General features: G+C 26.5%; 21 protein-coding genes, 1 tRNA gene and 1 other RNA gene. 2 read left to right on the top strand and 21 right to left on the bottom strand.

The window, feature by feature from the left end:
- Positions 1–514 precede the first annotated feature (514 nt).
- The 4 genes from AC4FQV_RS10405 to AC4FQV_RS10390 form a co-directional block, all read right to left on the bottom strand.
- Positions 515–1,198 (bottom strand): deoxynucleoside kinase, encoded by a 684-nt coding sequence (locus AC4FQV_RS10405; RefSeq protein ID WP_491140322.1) that lies wholly within the window; start codon positions 1,196–1,198, stop codon positions 515–517.
- A 20-nt stretch (positions 1,199–1,218) separates the two neighbouring features.
- A complete protein-coding gene (locus AC4FQV_RS10400) occupies positions 1,219–2,157 on the bottom strand; it encodes a GNAT family N-acetyltransferase (RefSeq protein WP_491165457.1) in 939 nt (312 codons plus the stop codon).
- 24 nt (positions 2,158–2,181) lie between these two features.
- The gene (locus AC4FQV_RS10395) at positions 2,182–3,348 is read right to left on the bottom strand and encodes an MFS transporter (RefSeq protein ID WP_491165456.1); all 1,167 of its coding nucleotides are present in this window, start codon (positions 3,346–3,348) and stop codon (positions 2,182–2,184) included.
- 288 nt (positions 3,349–3,636) lie between these two features.
- Positions 3,637–4,398 carry a tRNA threonylcarbamoyladenosine dehydratase gene (locus tag AC4FQV_RS10390; protein WP_491140319.1) on the bottom strand — a complete coding sequence of 254 codons (762 nt, stop codon included), beginning with the start codon at positions 4,396–4,398 and terminating at the stop codon, positions 3,637–3,639.
- A gap of 290 nt (positions 4,399–4,688) precedes the next feature.
- Between AC4FQV_RS10390 and AC4FQV_RS10385 the strand changes: the two genes are divergently transcribed.
- Positions 4,689–5,384, top strand: coding sequence for a 5'-methylthioadenosine/adenosylhomocysteine nucleosidase (locus AC4FQV_RS10385; RefSeq protein ID WP_491140318.1), 696 nt, complete (start codon positions 4,689–4,691; stop codon positions 5,382–5,384).
- Between the two features lie 35 nt (positions 5,385–5,419).
- Here AC4FQV_RS10385 and AC4FQV_RS10380 read toward each other — a convergent pair whose 3' ends face one another.
- From AC4FQV_RS10380 to dnaX, 8 genes are all read right to left on the bottom strand, one after another.
- Positions 5,420–5,602: a hypothetical protein gene (locus tag AC4FQV_RS10380; protein WP_491140317.1), complete on the bottom strand. Its 183-nt coding sequence runs from the start codon at positions 5,600–5,602 to the stop codon at positions 5,420–5,422.
- Between the two features lie 69 nt (positions 5,603–5,671).
- Positions 5,672–5,851: a hypothetical protein gene (locus tag AC4FQV_RS10375; RefSeq protein WP_491140316.1), complete on the bottom strand. Its 180-nt coding sequence runs from the start codon at positions 5,849–5,851 to the stop codon at positions 5,672–5,674.
- A 68-nt stretch (positions 5,852–5,919) separates the two neighbouring features.
- Entirely contained in the window at positions 5,920–7,008 is a 1,089-nt protein-coding gene (locus AC4FQV_RS10370; protein WP_491165455.1) for a hypothetical protein, read from the bottom strand.
- Between the two features lie 246 nt (positions 7,009–7,254).
- Positions 7,255–7,533, bottom strand: coding sequence for a pro-sigmaK processing inhibitor BofA family protein (locus AC4FQV_RS10365; protein WP_491140313.1), 279 nt, complete (start codon positions 7,531–7,533; stop codon positions 7,255–7,257).
- A 17-nt stretch (positions 7,534–7,550) separates the two neighbouring features.
- Positions 7,551–7,829, bottom strand: a complete 279-nt coding sequence (locus AC4FQV_RS10360; protein WP_491140312.1) for a YaaL family protein — start codon at positions 7,827–7,829, stop codon at positions 7,551–7,553.
- A 90-nt stretch (positions 7,830–7,919) separates the two neighbouring features.
- Positions 7,920–8,516, bottom strand: a complete 597-nt coding sequence (gene recR / locus AC4FQV_RS10355; protein ID WP_491140311.1) for a recombination mediator RecR — start codon at positions 8,514–8,516, stop codon at positions 7,920–7,922.
- Between the two features lie 93 nt (positions 8,517–8,609).
- Positions 8,610–8,948 carry a YbaB/EbfC family nucleoid-associated protein gene (locus tag AC4FQV_RS10350; protein WP_491140309.1) on the bottom strand — a complete coding sequence of 113 codons (339 nt, stop codon included), beginning with the start codon at positions 8,946–8,948 and terminating at the stop codon, positions 8,610–8,612.
- 103 nt (positions 8,949–9,051) lie between these two features.
- Complete coding sequence (dnaX, locus tag AC4FQV_RS10345; RefSeq protein WP_491165454.1) at positions 9,052–10,695, bottom strand: DNA polymerase III subunit gamma/tau; 1,644 nt, start codon at positions 10,693–10,695, stop codon at positions 9,052–9,054.
- Between the two features lie 182 nt (positions 10,696–10,877).
- Between dnaX and AC4FQV_RS10340 the strand changes: the two genes are divergently transcribed.
- A complete protein-coding gene (locus AC4FQV_RS10340) occupies positions 10,878–11,363 on the top strand; it encodes a dihydrofolate reductase (protein ID WP_491165453.1) in 486 nt (161 codons plus the stop codon).
- A gap of 44 nt (positions 11,364–11,407) precedes the next feature.
- On the opposite strand, the gene brnQ is transcribed toward AC4FQV_RS10340, so the two are convergent.
- The 9 genes from brnQ to AC4FQV_RS10295 all read right to left on the bottom strand — a co-directional run bounded on the left by brnQ (position 11,408) and on the right by AC4FQV_RS10295 (position 18,805).
- A complete protein-coding gene (gene brnQ, locus AC4FQV_RS10335; RefSeq protein ID WP_491165452.1) occupies positions 11,408–12,694 on the bottom strand; it encodes a branched-chain amino acid transport system II carrier protein in 1,287 nt (428 codons plus the stop codon).
- 415 nt (positions 12,695–13,109) lie between these two features.
- Positions 13,110–13,604 (bottom strand): hypothetical protein, encoded by a 495-nt coding sequence (locus AC4FQV_RS10330; protein ID WP_491165451.1) that lies wholly within the window; start codon positions 13,602–13,604, stop codon positions 13,110–13,112.
- A 160-nt stretch (positions 13,605–13,764) separates the two neighbouring features.
- An RNA gene (ffs, locus tag AC4FQV_RS10325) (signal recognition particle sRNA large type) lies at positions 13,765–14,029 on the bottom strand.
- Positions 14,030–14,032: 3 nt separating this feature from the next.
- Positions 14,033–14,122: transfer RNA gene (locus tag AC4FQV_RS10320), tRNA-Ser, on the bottom strand.
- Positions 14,123–14,302: 180 nt separating this feature from the next.
- Complete coding sequence (locus tag AC4FQV_RS10315) at positions 14,303–15,016, bottom strand: TIGR03943 family putative permease subunit (RefSeq protein ID WP_491165450.1); 714 nt, start codon at positions 15,014–15,016, stop codon at positions 14,303–14,305.
- Between the two features lie 12 nt (positions 15,017–15,028).
- Positions 15,029–15,922: a permease gene (locus tag AC4FQV_RS10310; protein WP_491165449.1), complete on the bottom strand. Its 894-nt coding sequence runs from the start codon at positions 15,920–15,922 to the stop codon at positions 15,029–15,031.
- Between the two features lie 2 nt (positions 15,923–15,924).
- Positions 15,925–16,509 (bottom strand): GTP-binding protein, encoded by a 585-nt coding sequence (locus AC4FQV_RS10305; RefSeq protein ID WP_491140298.1) that lies wholly within the window; start codon positions 16,507–16,509, stop codon positions 15,925–15,927.
- 15 nt (positions 16,510–16,524) lie between these two features.
- Positions 16,525–17,451, bottom strand: a complete 927-nt coding sequence (locus AC4FQV_RS10300; protein WP_491140297.1) for a CobW family GTP-binding protein — start codon at positions 17,449–17,451, stop codon at positions 16,525–16,527.
- Positions 17,452–17,608: 157 nt separating this feature from the next.
- Positions 17,609–18,805, bottom strand: coding sequence for a phospholipase C (locus AC4FQV_RS10295; RefSeq protein WP_491165448.1), 1,197 nt, complete (start codon positions 18,803–18,805; stop codon positions 17,609–17,611).
- Positions 18,806–18,994: the final 189 nt, after the last annotated feature.

The following is an 18,994-nucleotide window of genomic DNA, read 5'->3' as shown; positions in this document are numbered from 1 at the left end:
AAAAGAATTGCTGGTTTATGTTAATATCTTCTGTTTAATTTTCAAAGACCATTTCTTTGTCGCCCTCAAGCGACTTCTTTATTTTATCATCACTTTCGAACTTTGTCAACACTTTTTAAAAAAAGTTTTTTAAGTTGTTTTCTTTCAACTTAATGTCTTTTTTTGTTGCCAGTCCTTAGCGACAGGTATTATCTTATCATCATTTATTTAATTTAATTTAATTTTTAGGTGTGTTTTTTAAAAATATCCAAATTTACCTTTTGAATTCTTTTATTTTCTTTATATATCATATATTGATACGCTAGGAAAAGTTTATAGATATTATATTCAATAAGTATTCATTTATGGATAGTTTTGTATTATTAATCTATATTAAAAGCTTAAATTAATAATTAATTCTTTATTATCATTACCACTTTTAGATTAAATATTCATAAGTATTATAAAAAGAAAAAATATAATTATAAAGTAAAAAGAAGAGAATAATTTTATATCCTCTTCTTTTTGCATAGATTTATTTGTTTTTTTCTAATTCTTCTAGCTTTTTATCTATTAAGTTTAGAACATACTCCCTATCTTCTGGTACATTCTCAAAATCTAACTCATCTACATTTATTCTTAATATAGGAGACACATCGTAGTTTTCAAAATACTCTCTATACTCTTTATTTAATTTTTCCCAATATTCTCTTTCTACTACTTGTTCGTAATCTCTTCCCCTCTTCTGAATTCTTTTCATAGCTTCATCTACTGATATTTCTAAATATACCATTAGTTTAGGAGCTTTAACATGCTCTAACATATTTTCTAAAAGCTCTTTATATAATTCAAACTCTTCAACAGTCATTTCTCCACTTTCGCAAAGCATTTTAGCAAATATAACATCACCATATATACTTCTGTCCATAACAGAATTTTCTACAAGACCTGCTTCTTTTATATGTTTAAATCTTTTATTTAAGAAAAATACTTGAAGTGGAAAAGAGTATCTATTTCTATCGTAATAGAATTTTTCTAATATAGGATTGTCCACAACTGGCTCCTCATAAGCTATTAATCCCCTTTCCGCTAAGATGTTCATCAAAGTACTTTTTCCTACTCCAACAACTCCATCTACAACTATCATCTCCCAATTTCCTCCTTTATCTATCCTGTCTAGTATCTCTTTATAAAGATTATTTTTAGTATTTAGAGACAACTTTGCTCCTCCTTAAAGTTCTATAAATCATTATTTATCTTATAAAATATTTTGTGGTCTCTCCACTCTCCATTTATATATAAATATTTTTTACTAATACCTAACTCATTAAAACCACAACTTTTTAGTACCCCTTGTGATCTCTCGTTATCTATTAAAGTTGATGCTTCTAATCTATGCAAATTCATCTCATAAAAAGCATAGTTACAAACCTTTCTTAATGCCTCTTTCATATATCCTCTTCCTTGATATTCTTTATCTATTGAATATCCAACGAAAGCACTTCTAAGTATTCCATATACTATGTTAGATAATTTTATTTTTCCTATTAACTTTTCATCTTTAAATATTCCTAAGTCAATAGATGTACCATCTATAAATTGCCTAAAACTTTCCGTTAAAATTTCCTTTTGCCCCTCATAAGTATAAAAACTACTGTCCCTTGTTGGCTCATATTGTTTTAAATGCTTTTCGTTTCTTATATAATAAGCTAACATTTCCTCAGTATTTTCTGGTGTTAAGTTTTTAATAGTTAAATTCTTAGTATTTAATTGAAAATTAACTAATTTCACTTTATCCTTAAAGTCATTTGAATTTATACCAAGTATATATTCATCCTTTTTTACGCCGTTCACACAAACATTATCTGATAAAATTCCTTCAAGCATAAAACCTAAGTCTAAATAGACACTAAAATTTTTTATATCCGATACAAAAAGATTTATTTTATATATGTCTTTTTCAGCAAATAAAACCTTTAGAATCTTTTTTAAAGTTTCCTTCATAAGCATATAGTTTTCTTCTTTATAAAACTTAAATTTAACATCTGCTTTTTTATTTTTATTATCTAGGTCCTTTAAAAAAAATCTCCCTAAAATTATTCCAATTTTATCTTTTATAACGTACTCTCTATTGTTTCCTCTTATTGCTTCTATAAATACATTTTTATCAAAAGACATACTCTACTCTCCAAATTTATATTTTTATTTTACTAGCTCTTTCTTAGTTTTTATATATAAGTAGAACATTAATATTGCAGATAAAATTGCACTTGCAGGTATAATATAAAAAGCTTTTTCAGGTCCTATACTCTCATTTAAAATACCAATTACTTTATTTAATATCATTCCTACTAAACTTGCAGATGTTATTACTATTCCTGTTATATAAGCAACATTTTTATTAAACACCTTACTTATTGTTAAAACTGTAGTTGGGAATGTTATTGAGAAGAACAATCCTGATAAAGATATTATAACCATACCACTTCTACCTAAAACTAAACCTAATATACAAAGCACAGCACCTACTATTAATGTTTTATATAGTATGTTAAAATATCCTCTTTTTTCTACTACAAAACCTCCAAACAATCTTCCAATTGTAAAGATAGCAAAAAATAAAGATAGATACATTCCTGCTCTTTGTTCATTTATATTATACCCGTACTTCATATAATTTACGAACCAGTTTGATATACCTTGCTCTGTAAATACATATAAACCTAAAGCAAGCATATAGGCTATAATTATTTTATTTGATAGAGCTTCTACTAAAGTCATCTTATCTTTTTCCTTAACAACTTCAGTTCTAGGTATCTTTACAAATATAAAACAGATAAATACTGCTAAATAAATTAGTCCAACAAAAAAGTATATTGTTCTCCAGTTAACACCTCTTGCTGTTAAAGCTCCAAAAAGCCCTTGCCCTACTGAAGAACCTAAACCATAACAAGCATGCATAACATTCATTATTACATTTTGTGCAGTTAAAGCTAGTATAGGGAGTACCGTATTACAAGATATTGCAACTAAAGCTATACCAGCACTACTTACAACTGTCCCCGTATATAACATTAAGTAGTTTCTTGTAAAAGATAAAAATATAAGAGATAAAAATATAACTACTAATCCTGTTAAAAATACTTTCTTTTGTCCAAATTTTTCACATAGCATTCCACCTATAAATGTTAAGACCATGTATGCAGCTGAAGTTGATATAAGTAAATTACTTATAGTATTATCGTTCACTCCAAATTCCTGTTTAAAAACAGGGATAAATATACCCTTAGTATTTTCAACTATAGCTGCTAAGATCATCATTATAAATAGAAAAGCTAATGCAACATAATTTTGCTTTTTACTATTCATTATTACTTCTCCTTATCATTTAATAAATAAAAAATCTTACCATATTTATATTATTAAATTAAATCACTTTAAGCTATAAAAATATAAAATTTAGAGTAGTATTTATAAAACAAAAACATTAAAATTATAACACAAAAAATTTATTTAATGCTTAAATTATATACTCTAAGTATGTAAAACTTCTTTATACTTTTAAGCTAAAAATTATTTTTAATTTAATAAATAAAATTTAGGTTATATCAAAATAACTAAGTTTATATTTTGATATAACCTAAAAATTTATTCAAACTATATATATTCTTTTATTAAATCCTTAACCACTTCTGAAGCCATTATCATACCTGCAACTGGTGGAACAAAAGACATACTACCAGGTGTTTGTCTTTTCTTTATAATGGTTTTATCATTGTTTTCATTTTGTTCTTTTTTTGAGGATTCCTCTTCGTTAAAACTTTTAGGCTTTCTTGGCATCTCTTCTGAATATACAACCTTTAACTTTTTAACTCCTCTTTTTCTAAGCTCATATCTCATAACCTTAGCTAAAGGACATACCTTTGTATTATATATATCAGAAACTTTAAATTCAGCTGGGTTTAATTTATTTCCTGTTCCCATAGAACTTATAAGCTTTATACCTTTTTTCTCACAATAAACTGCAAGAGCTATTTTAGATGAAATTGTATCAATAGCATCAACTATATAATCTACATCCTCTGGTATTATTTCGTCTAAATTATCTGGTGTAACAAAAATTTGTATTGTTTCCACATTACAATCTTTATTTATTGAAAGTATTCTCTCTTTCATAACATCAACTTTATTTTTATCTACAGTATCATATGTAGCATGTATTTGTCTGTTTAAATTAGTTATACAAACTGTATCATTATCAACTAAAATCAGATTTCCAATTCCTGCTCTTGCTAAAGCCTCTACAGCAAAGCTTCCTACTCCCCCAACTCCAAATACCATAACCTTACTTTTGGATAATTTCTCTAAAGCTTCTTCTCCTACTAAAAGCTCTGTTCTTGACAATGAATGTTTTGACATAAAAATTCTCTCCTTCTTAAACTTTAAAATTTTCCCTATGTGTAAAAATCTAATTTATGTTCTATATAAATTATATATAGAAATTTACTTTATTTATATAAACTAATATAAATAAAGTTTTTCATATATACTATCATATAATTTAGTCAAAAAGTTTTTATATATGTAAATTTATTAAATTCATATATAAAAAACAATAAAACTACTTATTAAAAGTATTTAAATTCCTATGATATGCTTATTTTTTAATATATAATAACTTTATGAATTTAATTTGAGGAGGCATTAAAATGACATTAGGAATAATCGCTGCTATGAGCGAAGAATTAGAAATACTTTTAAAAGATATGGAAGTTAAATCTAAAGAAACTAAAGCTAATATGACATTCCACAAAGGAACTCTTTGGGGACAAGAAGTTGTAGCTGTTGTTTGTGGTATAGGTAAAGTTAACGCTGCAGTTTGCACACAAATATTAATAAGTGAATATAAAGTTAATAAAATAATAAATGTTGGTGTTGCTGGTGGTATAGGTATGAATATCTACCCTGGAGATGTTGTTATAGGTAATTCATTAGTACAATACGACATGGATACTTCAGCTTTTGGAGACCCTATTGGACAAATCCCTAGACTAGATACCTTTGACTTTAAATCTTCTGAAGAATTAATAAAACTTTGTGAAGAGGCTTGTAAAGAAAATGATGAAATCAATAGCTTTACTGGAAGAATAGTAACAGGAGATCAATTTGTTGCTGATTTAGATAAAGTTAAATGGTTAGAAAAAGAATTTTCTGCTTTAGCCTGTGAAATGGAAGGAGCAAGTATCGCTCATGTATGTTACTTAAACAATATTCCATTCTTAGTTATAAGATCAATATCTGATAATGCAAATAATGGAGCACATATGGATTTTGCTGAATTTACAGCTATAGGAGTTAAAAACTCAACTTCTATACTAAAATCTATGTTATTAAAAATGGCATAAAACAAAAGCCCTAATATATTAGGGCTTTTTTAAATTTAAATAATATCTTGTAAAATGTTAAATTTTCTTTCCATTTCTCTTGAACAAGTTCCGCATCTAAATTCATTGCAATTTAAACAACTTTTACAAGAATCCATTGAAGATACAGCTTCCCTATGTCTAGATGAAAAATCAAAACAATTTTCTGCTATATGATTAAACTCCTCACTTATAGTCATATAAAAAATCTCCTTTCTTAGAGAAGTATTTATTATTATTATTTTCTAAGAAAGTTTTTTTATACTAAATTATTCCTCTTCTTCACCCCAAAATAATACTGATTCTGTTTCTCTACAGTATTTAACACAAATACATTGTCCTAAATTTCTTGGACAAACTCTACACAAACAATTTTTTTCAGTTCCATCACATTTATTATTTTTAAAGTCTATACAATACTTACAATTTATACTTGTTCCAACAGCCATAATAACCCTCCAAATTTTTAATAATAAAAGTATATCACACTTTCTTTTATTAAAAATAAAAAGAATATTTAAATAGACATATCTTCTGCTAACTGTATAGCTCTACTTGAATTTTTAATATTATATAAATGTTCAAGTTTTTTTCTTCTTTTACTCATAATAATTCTATAGCTTATTTCTAAAATCACAAAAAATATTATAAAAAATACTAAAGATAAAAGATTAACTATAAAAGTTCCTTGAACATAAGATATTCTAGGCATTAACATTATTAATAAATATCCTATTCCATGAACTGAAATAAAACTTATTAATAAACTCATAAAAAAATAAACGAAATATCTAATACCTTTAAAGAAATATATATTAGAAATATTTACTACCTTTATATTTCTAAAAACTACTTTTGATAAGATTATAAATATTAATGAAATTGAATTTATAATAAAAATATTTATAACCTGTCTTGATATACTAAATGAATTTATTTGAAAATCCAAATTAAAAATTTCAAATATTTTAAGAAGAAACTCCCCTATACTAATTAAAAACATTCTTAACTTTATTAGTTTATCACTTATTAAAAGTTCACTTATAAAAAAGAAAAATATTAATCCCTCTACAAAAAATATAGGAAAAACACCTGCTAAAAGACTATCCTTTATTAAAAAATTCATAAATATTATTATACTAAGAAAAAACAGTATTAAACTTAATATATAAAAAAAGCTTAATATAAATAACCCAATAGGAAATTCCTCTCTATATTTAAAATATAAAAAAAACTTTAAAAGCATATTTAAAACATAAGGAATAATAGATATTTTTAGTATTGTCATTATCTTTATATAAAAATAATTATGTTCATACTTAAATATTTTAGATGAAACTAAACTAGTACCCTTATGAGAAAATATAAAATTAACTGTAAAAGCTAAAATTAAAAAAAGAAAAAACTTATCTATATCGCTTAAGGAAAAACATTTATTTATTATGGAAATCTCTAAAAAAGATTTATTTAATTTTAAGTTTCTTATTAAAGCATAGTTTCCTAATAAAAAGAAGTACAAAGCCCCTAAAAAAATACCAATTCTAATGTTTTTATACTTATATTTATCTAAATATTTTTTATCATAGACAAAACTAAAATTACTCATAAACAAAACTCTCCACTTTTAAATTTATAGTATATATAAAATATACTTTTCTTTAAAAGATTTTATGATTTAAGTAGCAATTTTTTATTTTAAGCATATATTTATATTAAGACTAATTACTTCTTACTTTGGCTACTCCTCTCCTTAGAATAAGAAAGAAGTAATTGGATTCCTCCTTAATAATTGTCAAAACAATCTCCTTCCAATGACTTAAATAAAAAAAACAGGTGAAAATCACCTGTTTTTTTATGCTATAAAAATTTGAAATAACACCATTAATACAACTCCTGGTATTCCTAATATTCCAGCAATTAAAGCTGTTAACAAATTTATACCTATAGTTATTCCAAAATATGCCCCAAAATAGTTAACTATTAAAAGTAGTACTGCTCCAAAAAGACCATTTATAACTAAACCAATTATCTTTCTTATAGACCCAAATATTAATCTTAAAATTAGAAGTGCAGCAAGTACACCTATAATTAAAATAACTATATCATCTAAGGATAAATTTCCTATATCCATTAATATACCATCCCTTTTTAAATTATGCTTATTCTAGTATTCTTAAATATATGCTCAATCCCAACTTTTATTCCTCTTTTTTTTGCTTCTCTTATTAAATATTCATATCTTGCATTAATATCTTGCTCTTTATATATTAAAGATTCTATAAGTTTATCATCATAAGCATTTTGAAAGGCTGACCTTGCAACTTCCATCTCCAAAATAGTCTGTTCTATGGCATCTAATATTTCTTTTTCTTCCTTTGAATAATCTATTTTTTTAATTAAGTAATTAGAAATTTTTCTTTTATCCATAATAACACCTCCAACTTATTCTTTTGGAATTATTACCCAAATATCCAAGTTATATTCATGCATTACAGATATTTATAGAATATTTATATATTAAATTACTGTTCTTCCCTCTAAAGCTTTTGATAAAGTTACTTCATCTGCATATTCTAAATCTCCACCAACAGGTATTCCCGCTGCTATTCTAGTAACCTTAACATCTAAAGGTTTTAATATTTTTGATATATACATTGCCGTAGCTTCTCCATCAATTGTAGGATTAGTAGCTACAATAACCTCTTTTATATCTCCACTCATTCTAGCTACTAATTCTCTTATTCTTATATCTTGTGGCCCTCTACCTTGCATCGGAGAAATTGTTCCATGTAAAACATGATATAATCCATTAAATTCTTTAACTTTTTCCATAGTCATAATATCTTTTGGTTGTTCAACAACACAAATTATATCCTTATCTCTATTAGGATTTGAACAAATTGCACAAGGGTCTGTATCTGTAAAGTTACCACAAACTGAACAATACTTAATAGTACCTCTTGCTTTAATTAAAGCATTAGCAAATTCTTCAACTTCTTCCTTTGGCATGTTTAAAATATGTAAAGTTAATCTTTGAGCTGACTTTTTTCCTATGCTAGGTAATTTAGCAAACTCTTCAATTAACTTCTCTATAGCTACAGGATAAAATTCCATATTTCTTCCTCCTATCTATTAAAATAAACTCTATATTTATAAAAAACTCCGCTGATAGTTTCAGCAGAGTTTTTAAATTTAATAAGTATTATATTAGAATAATCCTGGCATTCCCATTCCGCCAGTTAATTTACCCATTTTCTCTGAAGTTTCTTCAGTAGCTTTTTCTAAAGCTTGCTTAACAGCTGTGAAAACTAGGTCCTCTAACATTTCAACATCATCTGGATCTACAACTTCTGGCTTTATATTAAGTGCGATTAATTCTTTCTTACCGTTAACTTTTGCAACAACTGCACCGCCGCCAGCTGAGCCTTCGAATTCTGTTGCTTCGATTTCTTCTTGCATTGATTGCATTTGCTTTTGAAGCATTTGTGCTTGCTTCATTAAATTATTCATATTTCCCATTCCGCCTGGGAATCCACCTCTTGCCATACTTATATCCTCCTTAAAAAATTAACTCTTTAATATTATATAGCATTTTTGAAAAATTTACTATAATATATGATTAACCATAATTATTTGGTTACAAATTATTCTATTCATCAACTATTTCAAGGCCATCTCCCATAATACCTGCAAGTCTAGCTTCTAAATCAGCTTCCTTATCTTTTTCTTCTTCAGTTCCTTTTTCAACACTATATACAACTTTTACAGGCTCTTTCAAGACCTCAGAAAAAACTTCATTTACAATCTTAGAAAAATCAGGTTTTTCAAGTCTTTCTTTATTATGTCTATATTCATAATTATATCTAAATTCAACAACTCCCTTATTGCAGGAAACCTTACTTATCCCTCTAGCTAAAGCTATATAAACCATATACTTTCCTCTACTCTTAAAAGTTTCAAGTATATCTTTCCAAACCTTCCTTAAATAATCTGGTGTCAAAGTTGAATTTTCATTTACAACTTCATAATTTAAGCTCTTAACTTCTTTATCTTTTTCATTATTTAAAAGCCTTTGATTTCTATTATTTTCATTTATAACTTTAGGCTTTTCTAATTGTGAGTTTGTATTAACTCTTATATTTCCACTTTTTATAATTTGCTCTAATTTATTTATTCTAGATAATAGAACTTCCTTAGATGTATCATACTCTATTTTACACATTTTTATTACTGCTAATTCTAAATAAACTCTAGCTTGTTTGCTAAGTTTAGCCTCTTCATCACAATCTTGCATAATTCTTATGCATCTCATAATTTCCTCAACTTTTAACTTAGCACCTTGAAGCTTCAACTTTTCTATATTTTCCTCTGCAGTATCTAAAACCTCCTCTGGATTTAAAGTAACCTTTATCATAAGAAGATTTCTGTAATGAACTATTAAATCCTTTATAAAAAGAGTTAAATCCTTTCCTGAGAGAACTAATTCTTCTATTATTTCCATAGCACTTTCAATATCTCTCTTTATTATAGAATCAACTATTTTAAATAGATTATCATTAGTTACAAGTCCTAGCATTGAAACTAATTCATCATAATCCACCTTTCCATCACCTATTGATATAGCTTGATCTAATATACTTAGTGAATCTCTCATAGCTCCATCAGAAACTCTTGCAACTAAATCTAAGCTTTTATCATCACAAAAAACACCTTGCTCTGTAACTATTTTTCTAAGCCTTGCCGTTATGTCTTTTCTACTAATTCTTTTAAAATCAAATCTTTGACATCTTGATAATATAGTTATAGGTAATTTTTGTGGGTCTGTTGTTGCTAAAATAAAAACCACATTTTTTGGTGGCTCCTCTAAAGTCTTTAAAAATGCATTAACAGCTCCCATTGAAAGCATATGCACCTCATCCATTATGTAAACTTTATATTTAGCTTCCTGTGGTGGATATTGAACATCTTCAATTATATCTCTTATGTTATCTACTCCATTATTTGAAGCTGCATCAAGTTCTGTTATGTCTATCGCTAGCCCTTCATTTATTTTTTTACACATTTCACACTCATTGCATGGTTCACCATCCTTTAAATCTAAACAATTTAAAGCCTTTGCAAAAACCTTAGCAGTTGATGTCTTACCTGTTCCTCTTGTTCCACAAAATAAATATGCATGAGCTATTCTATCATTTATTATTTGATTCTTTAAAGTAGTTGTTATATGTTCCTGTCCCACAACATCCTTAAAGGTCTGTGGTCTCCATTCTCTATACAAAGCTTTATATGCCAAATTATTCACCTCTCTAAGCTTGTATTAACATATAATCATTATACATCAAAACAAACTGTAATACCTGCTACACTTTTTTATATTTTTCTTAGTTAAATTATTATATCATGATTAATATTTTATTTTCTAAAAATAAATATATAATTATCTTTAATAGTGTTTATATTTAGAAAGGATTTTTTATGTTTTCTATAATTGTTGCCAAAAGTATTAATAATATCATAGGAATTAACAATAAAATGCCTTGGAATATTTCAAGCGATTTAAAAAGATTTAAAGAAATTACTATGGGTAAAAAAATATTAATGGGTAGAAAAACCTTTGAATCTTTACCCTTTATACTCCCTTATAGAACTCATTTAGTTTTAACTAGAGATAAAAACTTTTCTTGCAAAAATAACTCAGTAATAATCTATAATGATTTAAAAGATGTTATTTCAGATTATAAAAATAGCAAAGAAGAAGTTTTTGTAATAGGTGGAGGAAAAATTTACTCAGAGCTTTTAAAACATAGCTCAAAATTTTATATAACCGAAGTATTAAAAGAATTTAATGGTGATACTTACTTTCCAAATTTAAATTATGAAAAATTAATAAAAACCTATGAAAGTTGTATTTATGAAGAAAATAATATTAAGTTTAAGTTTATAGACTATAAAAAAATTTAAACTAAAAAAACAAAGCTCTTTTAAAGAGCTTTGTTTTTTTAATTTTAGTAGGATTCTTCTAAAGGCAGTACTTCCTTTTTCCTACATATAATTGCAGCTATTAATCCTCCAATTATTGCAGGAACAACCCAGTTAAATCCTAAATTTGCAAAAGGTAATTTATGTACTAAATCTATCTTAATTCCTAAACTATCAACTACAGTAAGTAAACTTATTAAAAGAGTTGCATAAGTTGCACCTTTTACAACTGCATCACTTGGGAATAACTTATCAAATATTTTCATTAGTACTAAAAGAATTGATACTGGATAAATTAAACTTAATATAGGAACTGCTATTTCTATTATTTTATCAACTCCTAAATTTGAAGAAAATGCACTAAATACACATATTGCTATTACTACATACTTATACTTTAATTTTTTATTAGAAACATCCTCAAAATACTTAGCAGTAACTGATGTTAATCCAACTGCAGTTGTAAGACAAGCTAAACCTATTACTACAGCTAACATTATTGTTCCTGTTGAACCTAATATCTTATTTGTTATGTTCATAAGTAAAGTTGTTTGTGAAATATTACTATCATATAAAGTTGAAGCTGTAGCCCCTAAATATGTTAATCCACCATAAACAATAGCTAGTCCAATACATGCAATTAAAGCTGACTTTATAGTAAGTATTCTATTTTCTTTTTTATCTTTATAACCTTTACTTGCTAAGGAAGCCATAACAAGAGCAACAATTCCTCCTGTTCCTAAAGCATCCATTGTTTGATATCCTTGAGTAATACCTGTCATAAATAATTCTCCTGAATTAACCTTTGCTAACTCGCCAATAGGACTTACAATACCTTTTATTATTAATATTGCTAAGGCTATTAATAATAAAGGAGTTAATACCTTTCCTATTATGTCCATAACTTTATTAGGCTTTATTGTTAAAGCAAAAACTACTAAGAAGAATATAATTGAAAAAATATATGGATTTACACCACTAAAAATTGGTGCAATACTCATCTCAAAAGTTGTTGCAGCAGTTCTTGGAACTACTAATATAGGCCCTAGACAAAGCATCATTAAAATTTCTAAAGTTATACCAAATCTCTTACCAGCTCTTCCCACAACACCTTGGAATGAGCCTGCCTTAGATATAGCAACTATAGATAAAAATATTATTCCTACATCTGAAATTATAAATCCTAAAAAACTTATAATCCATTGACTTCCAGATGTTAATCCTATGTATGGAGGAAAAATTAGGTTTCCTGCCCCAAAGAATATAGAAAACAAAGCAAATCCTATTATTAATATATCTCTGTTTTTTTTCATGTTTTCCAACCCCAATCTAAATTTATTTTTTTATATAAAAAAGCCACATAGTGTAAAACTATGTGGCCCTATTGCCTAAATAAAAAAGCCACATAGTATTTATCTATGTGGCCTACATGCATATTAAACTTAGCCATCATAGATACAAACCTTAGCTTGCATCTATGAATTCTTTATGTATCATAAACGCAAACTTAACTATAATAGCTAAAGTAAAAGGTATTTAGTTTTGAAGCTTTAGTTAAGTTTATATTTTTCATAATACCATTCTCCAAATTTCAAATTATTATCTTACTAGAATTTTAATTGTTAAACCAAAAAAAGTCAATACAATTTATTGTTATAATACTAATAAATTTCTTTAAAAAGTATAAATAAGATAAAATCCCTTTAATTTCTTAATAGTTTCTTTAATTTAACAATTTTCGTAGTATATTAATAACCTATCAACTATATTAGATATTTCCTTATTACTCTGAATAAAAACCTTAGCATTTTCTTTTATAGAATTTTCATCTTTAGAAACTAACATTACATCTAAGGAAGCCTTAGCTTTTTTTAAATTATCTAATATCTCCTCATTATATGTAGAAAACTCCTCTGGAACGCTTAAATTATTAAAGTCATCTATAAGACATTGAAAAAAATTATCTGAAACTTCTAATTGTGAAAATAGTTTACTATCTATTTTGCCTGTTTCACTAACCTCTCTCATATTATTTATTGACCCATCTACTCTCATATTTACAATAGTAGAGGAAAGTTTTTGAATATATTTTTCTTTATCTTTATACTTTTCCTCAATGTTCTTATCATTAAAAAAACCATATAAATTTTTTTCCATGTTAGAACATCCTAAAATAAAAAAGGACATAACTATCCACATTATACCCAATAAAATTTTCCTCATAATAGCTTCCTCCATATATTTATCATAAGTATTCTCTTATAATTATACCAACAAGCACAAAGGATTTTATTAATGTTTTGTTAATAAACAGTTTAGAAATTTTAAAAAATAAAAAAACTCTTAACATTTTACTGTTAAGAGTTAAATTTGCATAAATAAACCGTACACCTCACTTCGACAATAACTTATGAACGTTACCTATGCAGTTAGCTCAAGCCAGACGTATCCACGGCACATGAAAATGACTGCTTATCGCTGCTTCCTTCCAGACCTGACGAGGTTCACAGGTTTCCATTGCGTGGGGCCCAACTCTCAACACCACTTACATAGGGCAGACTTCACAAGCTAGAGCCTCTATGAGGACTTCGATCCTGCTGTAGCGGATTGCAGGTTACAGGGCACCGCTAACTCCCCATCTAGTACGGCATTGGCGGAGAGAGAGGGATTCGAACCCTCGGTAGAGTTTCCCCTACACACGCGTTCCAGGCGTGCTCCTTCGGCCACTCGGACATCTCTCCATATAAATAATATTAATTTGTAATACTTTCTCATTCTAACATATAAAGCTAAGCAATTCAATACTGAAAAGTAAATATCTCTCTTTAAAATAAAAAATAAGAAAATCAATAAAAACCTCACTTATAGGCTTTTCTTAAAATTCTTATTTATACATTATATATTAAATTCAAAATATAAATTTATTGTAAAGTATCTGTATAAGAAACATTTATAATTGGAACAGTTACTATTTCTCCAAATTCATTTCTTATCTCCTTTGATTCAACTACTCCCTTTATTTTTATTTCACTTCCATTTTTAATTTCTTTAATATCTCCCCTACAAAGAACTCCTAAATACATAGAATCCACTATACAACAAGTCATATCTATCTGTGTTATAGCAAATTCTCCCCTTTCATAATCAGAACTTAAATAAAAAAGTCCTTCCATATAAATTTCTTTTCCTAAAAATTCATCTAAGTTAACACTTAACTCCTCTATAAAACTATGAAAATTCTCTTCATTAGAAACTAAAACATCTGAATTTTTAATTTCTTCATGAGAATGTAAGTGATTTTCTTCCTTATGAATTCCATGTTGTAATTTAACTCCCTTTAAATCTAAAGAAATTTCTTTAATATCACTTCTTACTGATATACTTAACATAATTATTGCAAAAAGAAAAATTAAATATCCTCCCTTAAATTTTTTTCTAGTTGAAACCTTAAAAATATTAACAAATTGAATTATCAAAATAAAAGACAATATTATTAAGGTTAAAATAACATATATCTTCATATCCTTTGATATTATCAAAAAAATCTTTTCGCTAAGTATCATCTTAACTATTAAATACTCTAAGACTAAAATTAATAAAAACCATATAAATTCTCCAAAATTAAACTTTCTCATAAAATTCCCTCCTTAAAATATAAGAACTGAAAATATAAAAGAAAGTGCAAATATTACAAATAAAAGCTTAAAAACAAAAGACTTCTTAAATGTTGAAAAAAGCATAATAGTATTTTTTAAATCTATCATAGGACCAACTACTAAAAAACTAGTTACTGCCCCTAAAGAAAATCTATTCATAAAAGTACTTGCAACAAAAGCATCAGCTTCTGAACATAGAGAAATTAAAAATGAAAAAATCATAAGAGTTATTATAGATAAAACTTGATTATTTTCAAAATAAAAAATTATTCCTCTTGGTACAAAACTTTGAAAAATTGCTGCTAAAGAAGCTCCTACTATAAAATATTTTCCTATTTCATAAAACTCTAAGGATATATGCTTTAAAAGCTTTATTATTTTACTAGAATTATCTTCTATTTCAGAACATCCACAAAAACATTTTTCCTCTTCAAAGCTATCTTCTTTATTTATAAATATATTACCTTCTTCACTTAAGTAAAGCATAATAACTCCAGCTATAACAGCTACTGAAAATCCAATAAAAACTCTTAAAAATACAACTTTCATATTTCCACCAAAGGCATAGTAAGTTGATAAAATAACTAAGGGATTAACAATAGGTGCAGCTAACATATAGGTTATAGCAACATTTAAAGGAACCTTTTTACTTAAAAGTCCTCTAGTTATTGGTACTGTAGCACATTCACAAACTGGAAGAAAAATACCTATAACTCCTGCTTGCAAAGAACCTAAAAGCTTATTTTTGCATATTATTTTATTGAAAATATCCTTTGATATATAAACTTGCATAAAGGAAGCTAAAACTGCCCCTATAAGTATAAAGGGCAGAGCTTCTATTACTATACTTGAAAAAACTATAGAAAATTTATTTAAAAACGCCATACTTAAGCCATCATCCTTTTTATTAATCTTTCCTTATTAAAAATCATTTTATTTTCCTTTTTACCTATACAATTCACTATATGAGCATCTTTATTAAATTTCTCTATCATACTCTTATACTCTTTTAAAGAATCACCTTTTATATATTCACATTTGTTTAAAATAATAAGATTACTTAAAGATATGTTTGGAACTATCATAGAAGGTATATTTTTCAAAAACATATCAAAGGTTGTCATATCTATTAAATTAATTACAAGGTCTAAATTCAAATAATTTCTAAGTTTATCTCCTCTTATTTTATCTATTATTTTTTTACTACTTATAACTCCATTACACTCAAAAATAATTCTTTTAGGTTCATAAAACTTTATACTTCTTATTAAGTCTTCTTCCTCTAATTTTTCCATGTCTAAATAATTTTTTATATTAATATTTTTTCTCTTAATATTTATAGATTCCTTACCCTTTTCCCCCTGTATTATTAAAATCTCATCTTTAAAGCCTCCCTCTAAAGTATGATTTATAAAGGAAGTTTTTCCTGAGGATAAAAAACCTGTTACTAAATCAACAGAACATTTTTTCATCTCTCTAATCTCCTTTTAAAAAAATAATTTTTCTATTTCCTCTTTATTTAAATTTCTTCCTATAACACATACTCTTCCTGTATAATCTCCTTTATAGTCTGAAATTGATATATCCTTAGGAACAAAATCAAATTTAAGCCACCTATCTTCCTTAGACTTTACTATTCCCTTAACTCTTAAAACTTCTCCATACTTGTTACTTTGAAACTCTTTTAAAATTTCTTTTATTTCTAACTCTTTAAAAACCTTTGCTGTTTCTGTACCCCAATTTTCAAAAACTTCATTAGCATAGCTTCTTTTAACTGCCCTTATACCCTTTCTTTTAAAATCTACTCCCTCTATTAAATCCTCAATCTTTTTTTCAGAAACTTGAAGTATTCTTTCTGCACTTAATTTATTTAAACTTGTAGTTATAATACTTGCTCTATTATTTACACTTTTTATTTCTTTACAAACTTTAAGAATCTCATCATCAGAAAGATTTTCAACTCTAGTTAATATTATTGTATTTGCCATAATTAATTGGCTTTTATAAAACTCTCCAAAATTTTTCATATACATATGAACATTTTGAGCATCAACCATAGTTACCTTCATATTTATTCTTAAACCCTCTATATTAGCTTCTTTTATAGATTCAAGAACCTGAGAAAAATTAGCTACTCCAGAAGGTTCTATGATTATTCTATCTGGTCTATAATTTGATATTATTTCTAAAATACTCTTTTTAAAATCACCTTTTATAGTGCAACATATACAACCTGAATTAATTTCCTTAACCTCAATTTTGCTATCCTTAAGTAAAAATCCATCAATTCCAACTTCACCATATTCATTTTCAACAATAGCTACCTTTTCCTTTATAATTAAGGTTTCTAAAAGCTTTTTTATTAAAGTAGTTTTACCAGAACCTAAAAACCCAGAAATTACATCTACTTTCATTTAATCCTCCAAATAAAAAGCATATTCTTATTGATTATATTCTTAAAATCCATTTATTATTACTTTAATAAAATTAGATAAAATAAAAGCTTAAAAAAGAATATATTCTTTCTTAAGCTTTTATTTTTTATTACCACCAAAACTATTAATCATTTTTTTATTTTATACTGTAAGTTGAATTTCCTACAATCCATTCATTTATATTTTTATCTAATATGACTTTTCCATTAGCTATTACCTTTATATTTTCAGGCTTATAATCATCTTGAAAAGCTGTATATTTACTTTTTCTAATCCACATATTTTCAATATCAGAAGCCTTTATATTCTTATCCTTTAACTTAAAGGTATAAGTATCTTTACTTCCTGTCATAAAATCATTTCCTGGGTTGTCCATTTCCCACTCTTGACTTTCTCCATCCTTAGTCTTAATTCCAAAATACATATAATCATTTGTTCCTGCATCTTTTTCATTACTAGTTGAAATATACGCAACTAATTCATCTATATTTTTATCACTTGAAGCTTCTTTATTTTCTGAAACATCATGTAAAAATCTATAAATGTAACCTGCTGTTCCTTTTTGAGAATTAGCTAAAGTTATTTTTGCTGCATAATCCCAATCTTCCCATGTATGACTCATACTAGCATGACTATAATATAAATTCTTTCCTATCTTAGCAAATCCTCTTGCATATTCCTTTGACCAAGAATTAAAATCTTCATTTTTTAAAATATCCTTATAAAAATTTTCATCTGTTTTACATCCTACAGTATCTATTTTATACTGCTCTTTTCTTTCCTCTGCAAAAGTTTCAAACTTAACATGCCCAGGGCTATCTACAGCAGTTACATTTGCAGGATGATATGGAGTATCTATATCTCCAAAATAATGCATAGCTTCTCCAAGATAAAAAGTTGCCTCTTTATAATTACCCCTTTGCCACTCATATCTAGCTAAAGCTGAAAATTTTCTTATTTGTGATTCTCCAGTATCTTGAACAGAATAAGCTAAATACCATTTATTATCCTTTGAAAAGTTATGTTCTGTATCAGGGTCCCAGAAATGGTCTTGATATAAATCATAAGCATTTTTATCATAGTCAGGATAAGTTGAACCTAATTGAAACTCTTTTAAATTGCTTTTTAAAATTTCTAAATTTTCTCTTACGTAAGCCGGTTCATCCTTTGATAAATCATTTTCCAAAATAGAAATTCCTTGCTTTGCAATCATTGCATGAGTTCCTGTACCATCAATTTTTCCATCCCAAGCATATACTTTACTTGAATAAAGTCCTGCAAAAGAAGTTACTAAAGTTGCACAAATAAGCGCTTTACAAATTTTTCTTTTCATTTTACATCCCCCATAAAAAATATCTAGCCTTAATATTCCTTTTTTGATAAGGTTTAACACTAGTATTAAAATTATACCATATATAATTAATAATCTCAGTAATTTTTTAATATTTTTTAAACTATTTTTAAACTAAATTCAAAATTATATTAAATAAATTCTTCTCTAAAATTAATATTTAATAATTTT

This window comes from Clostridium sp. TJA038, assembly GCF_058310255.1.
Note: the sequence above shows the minus strand (reverse complement) of the source record. Positions and strands in the feature narration are given on the sequence as shown.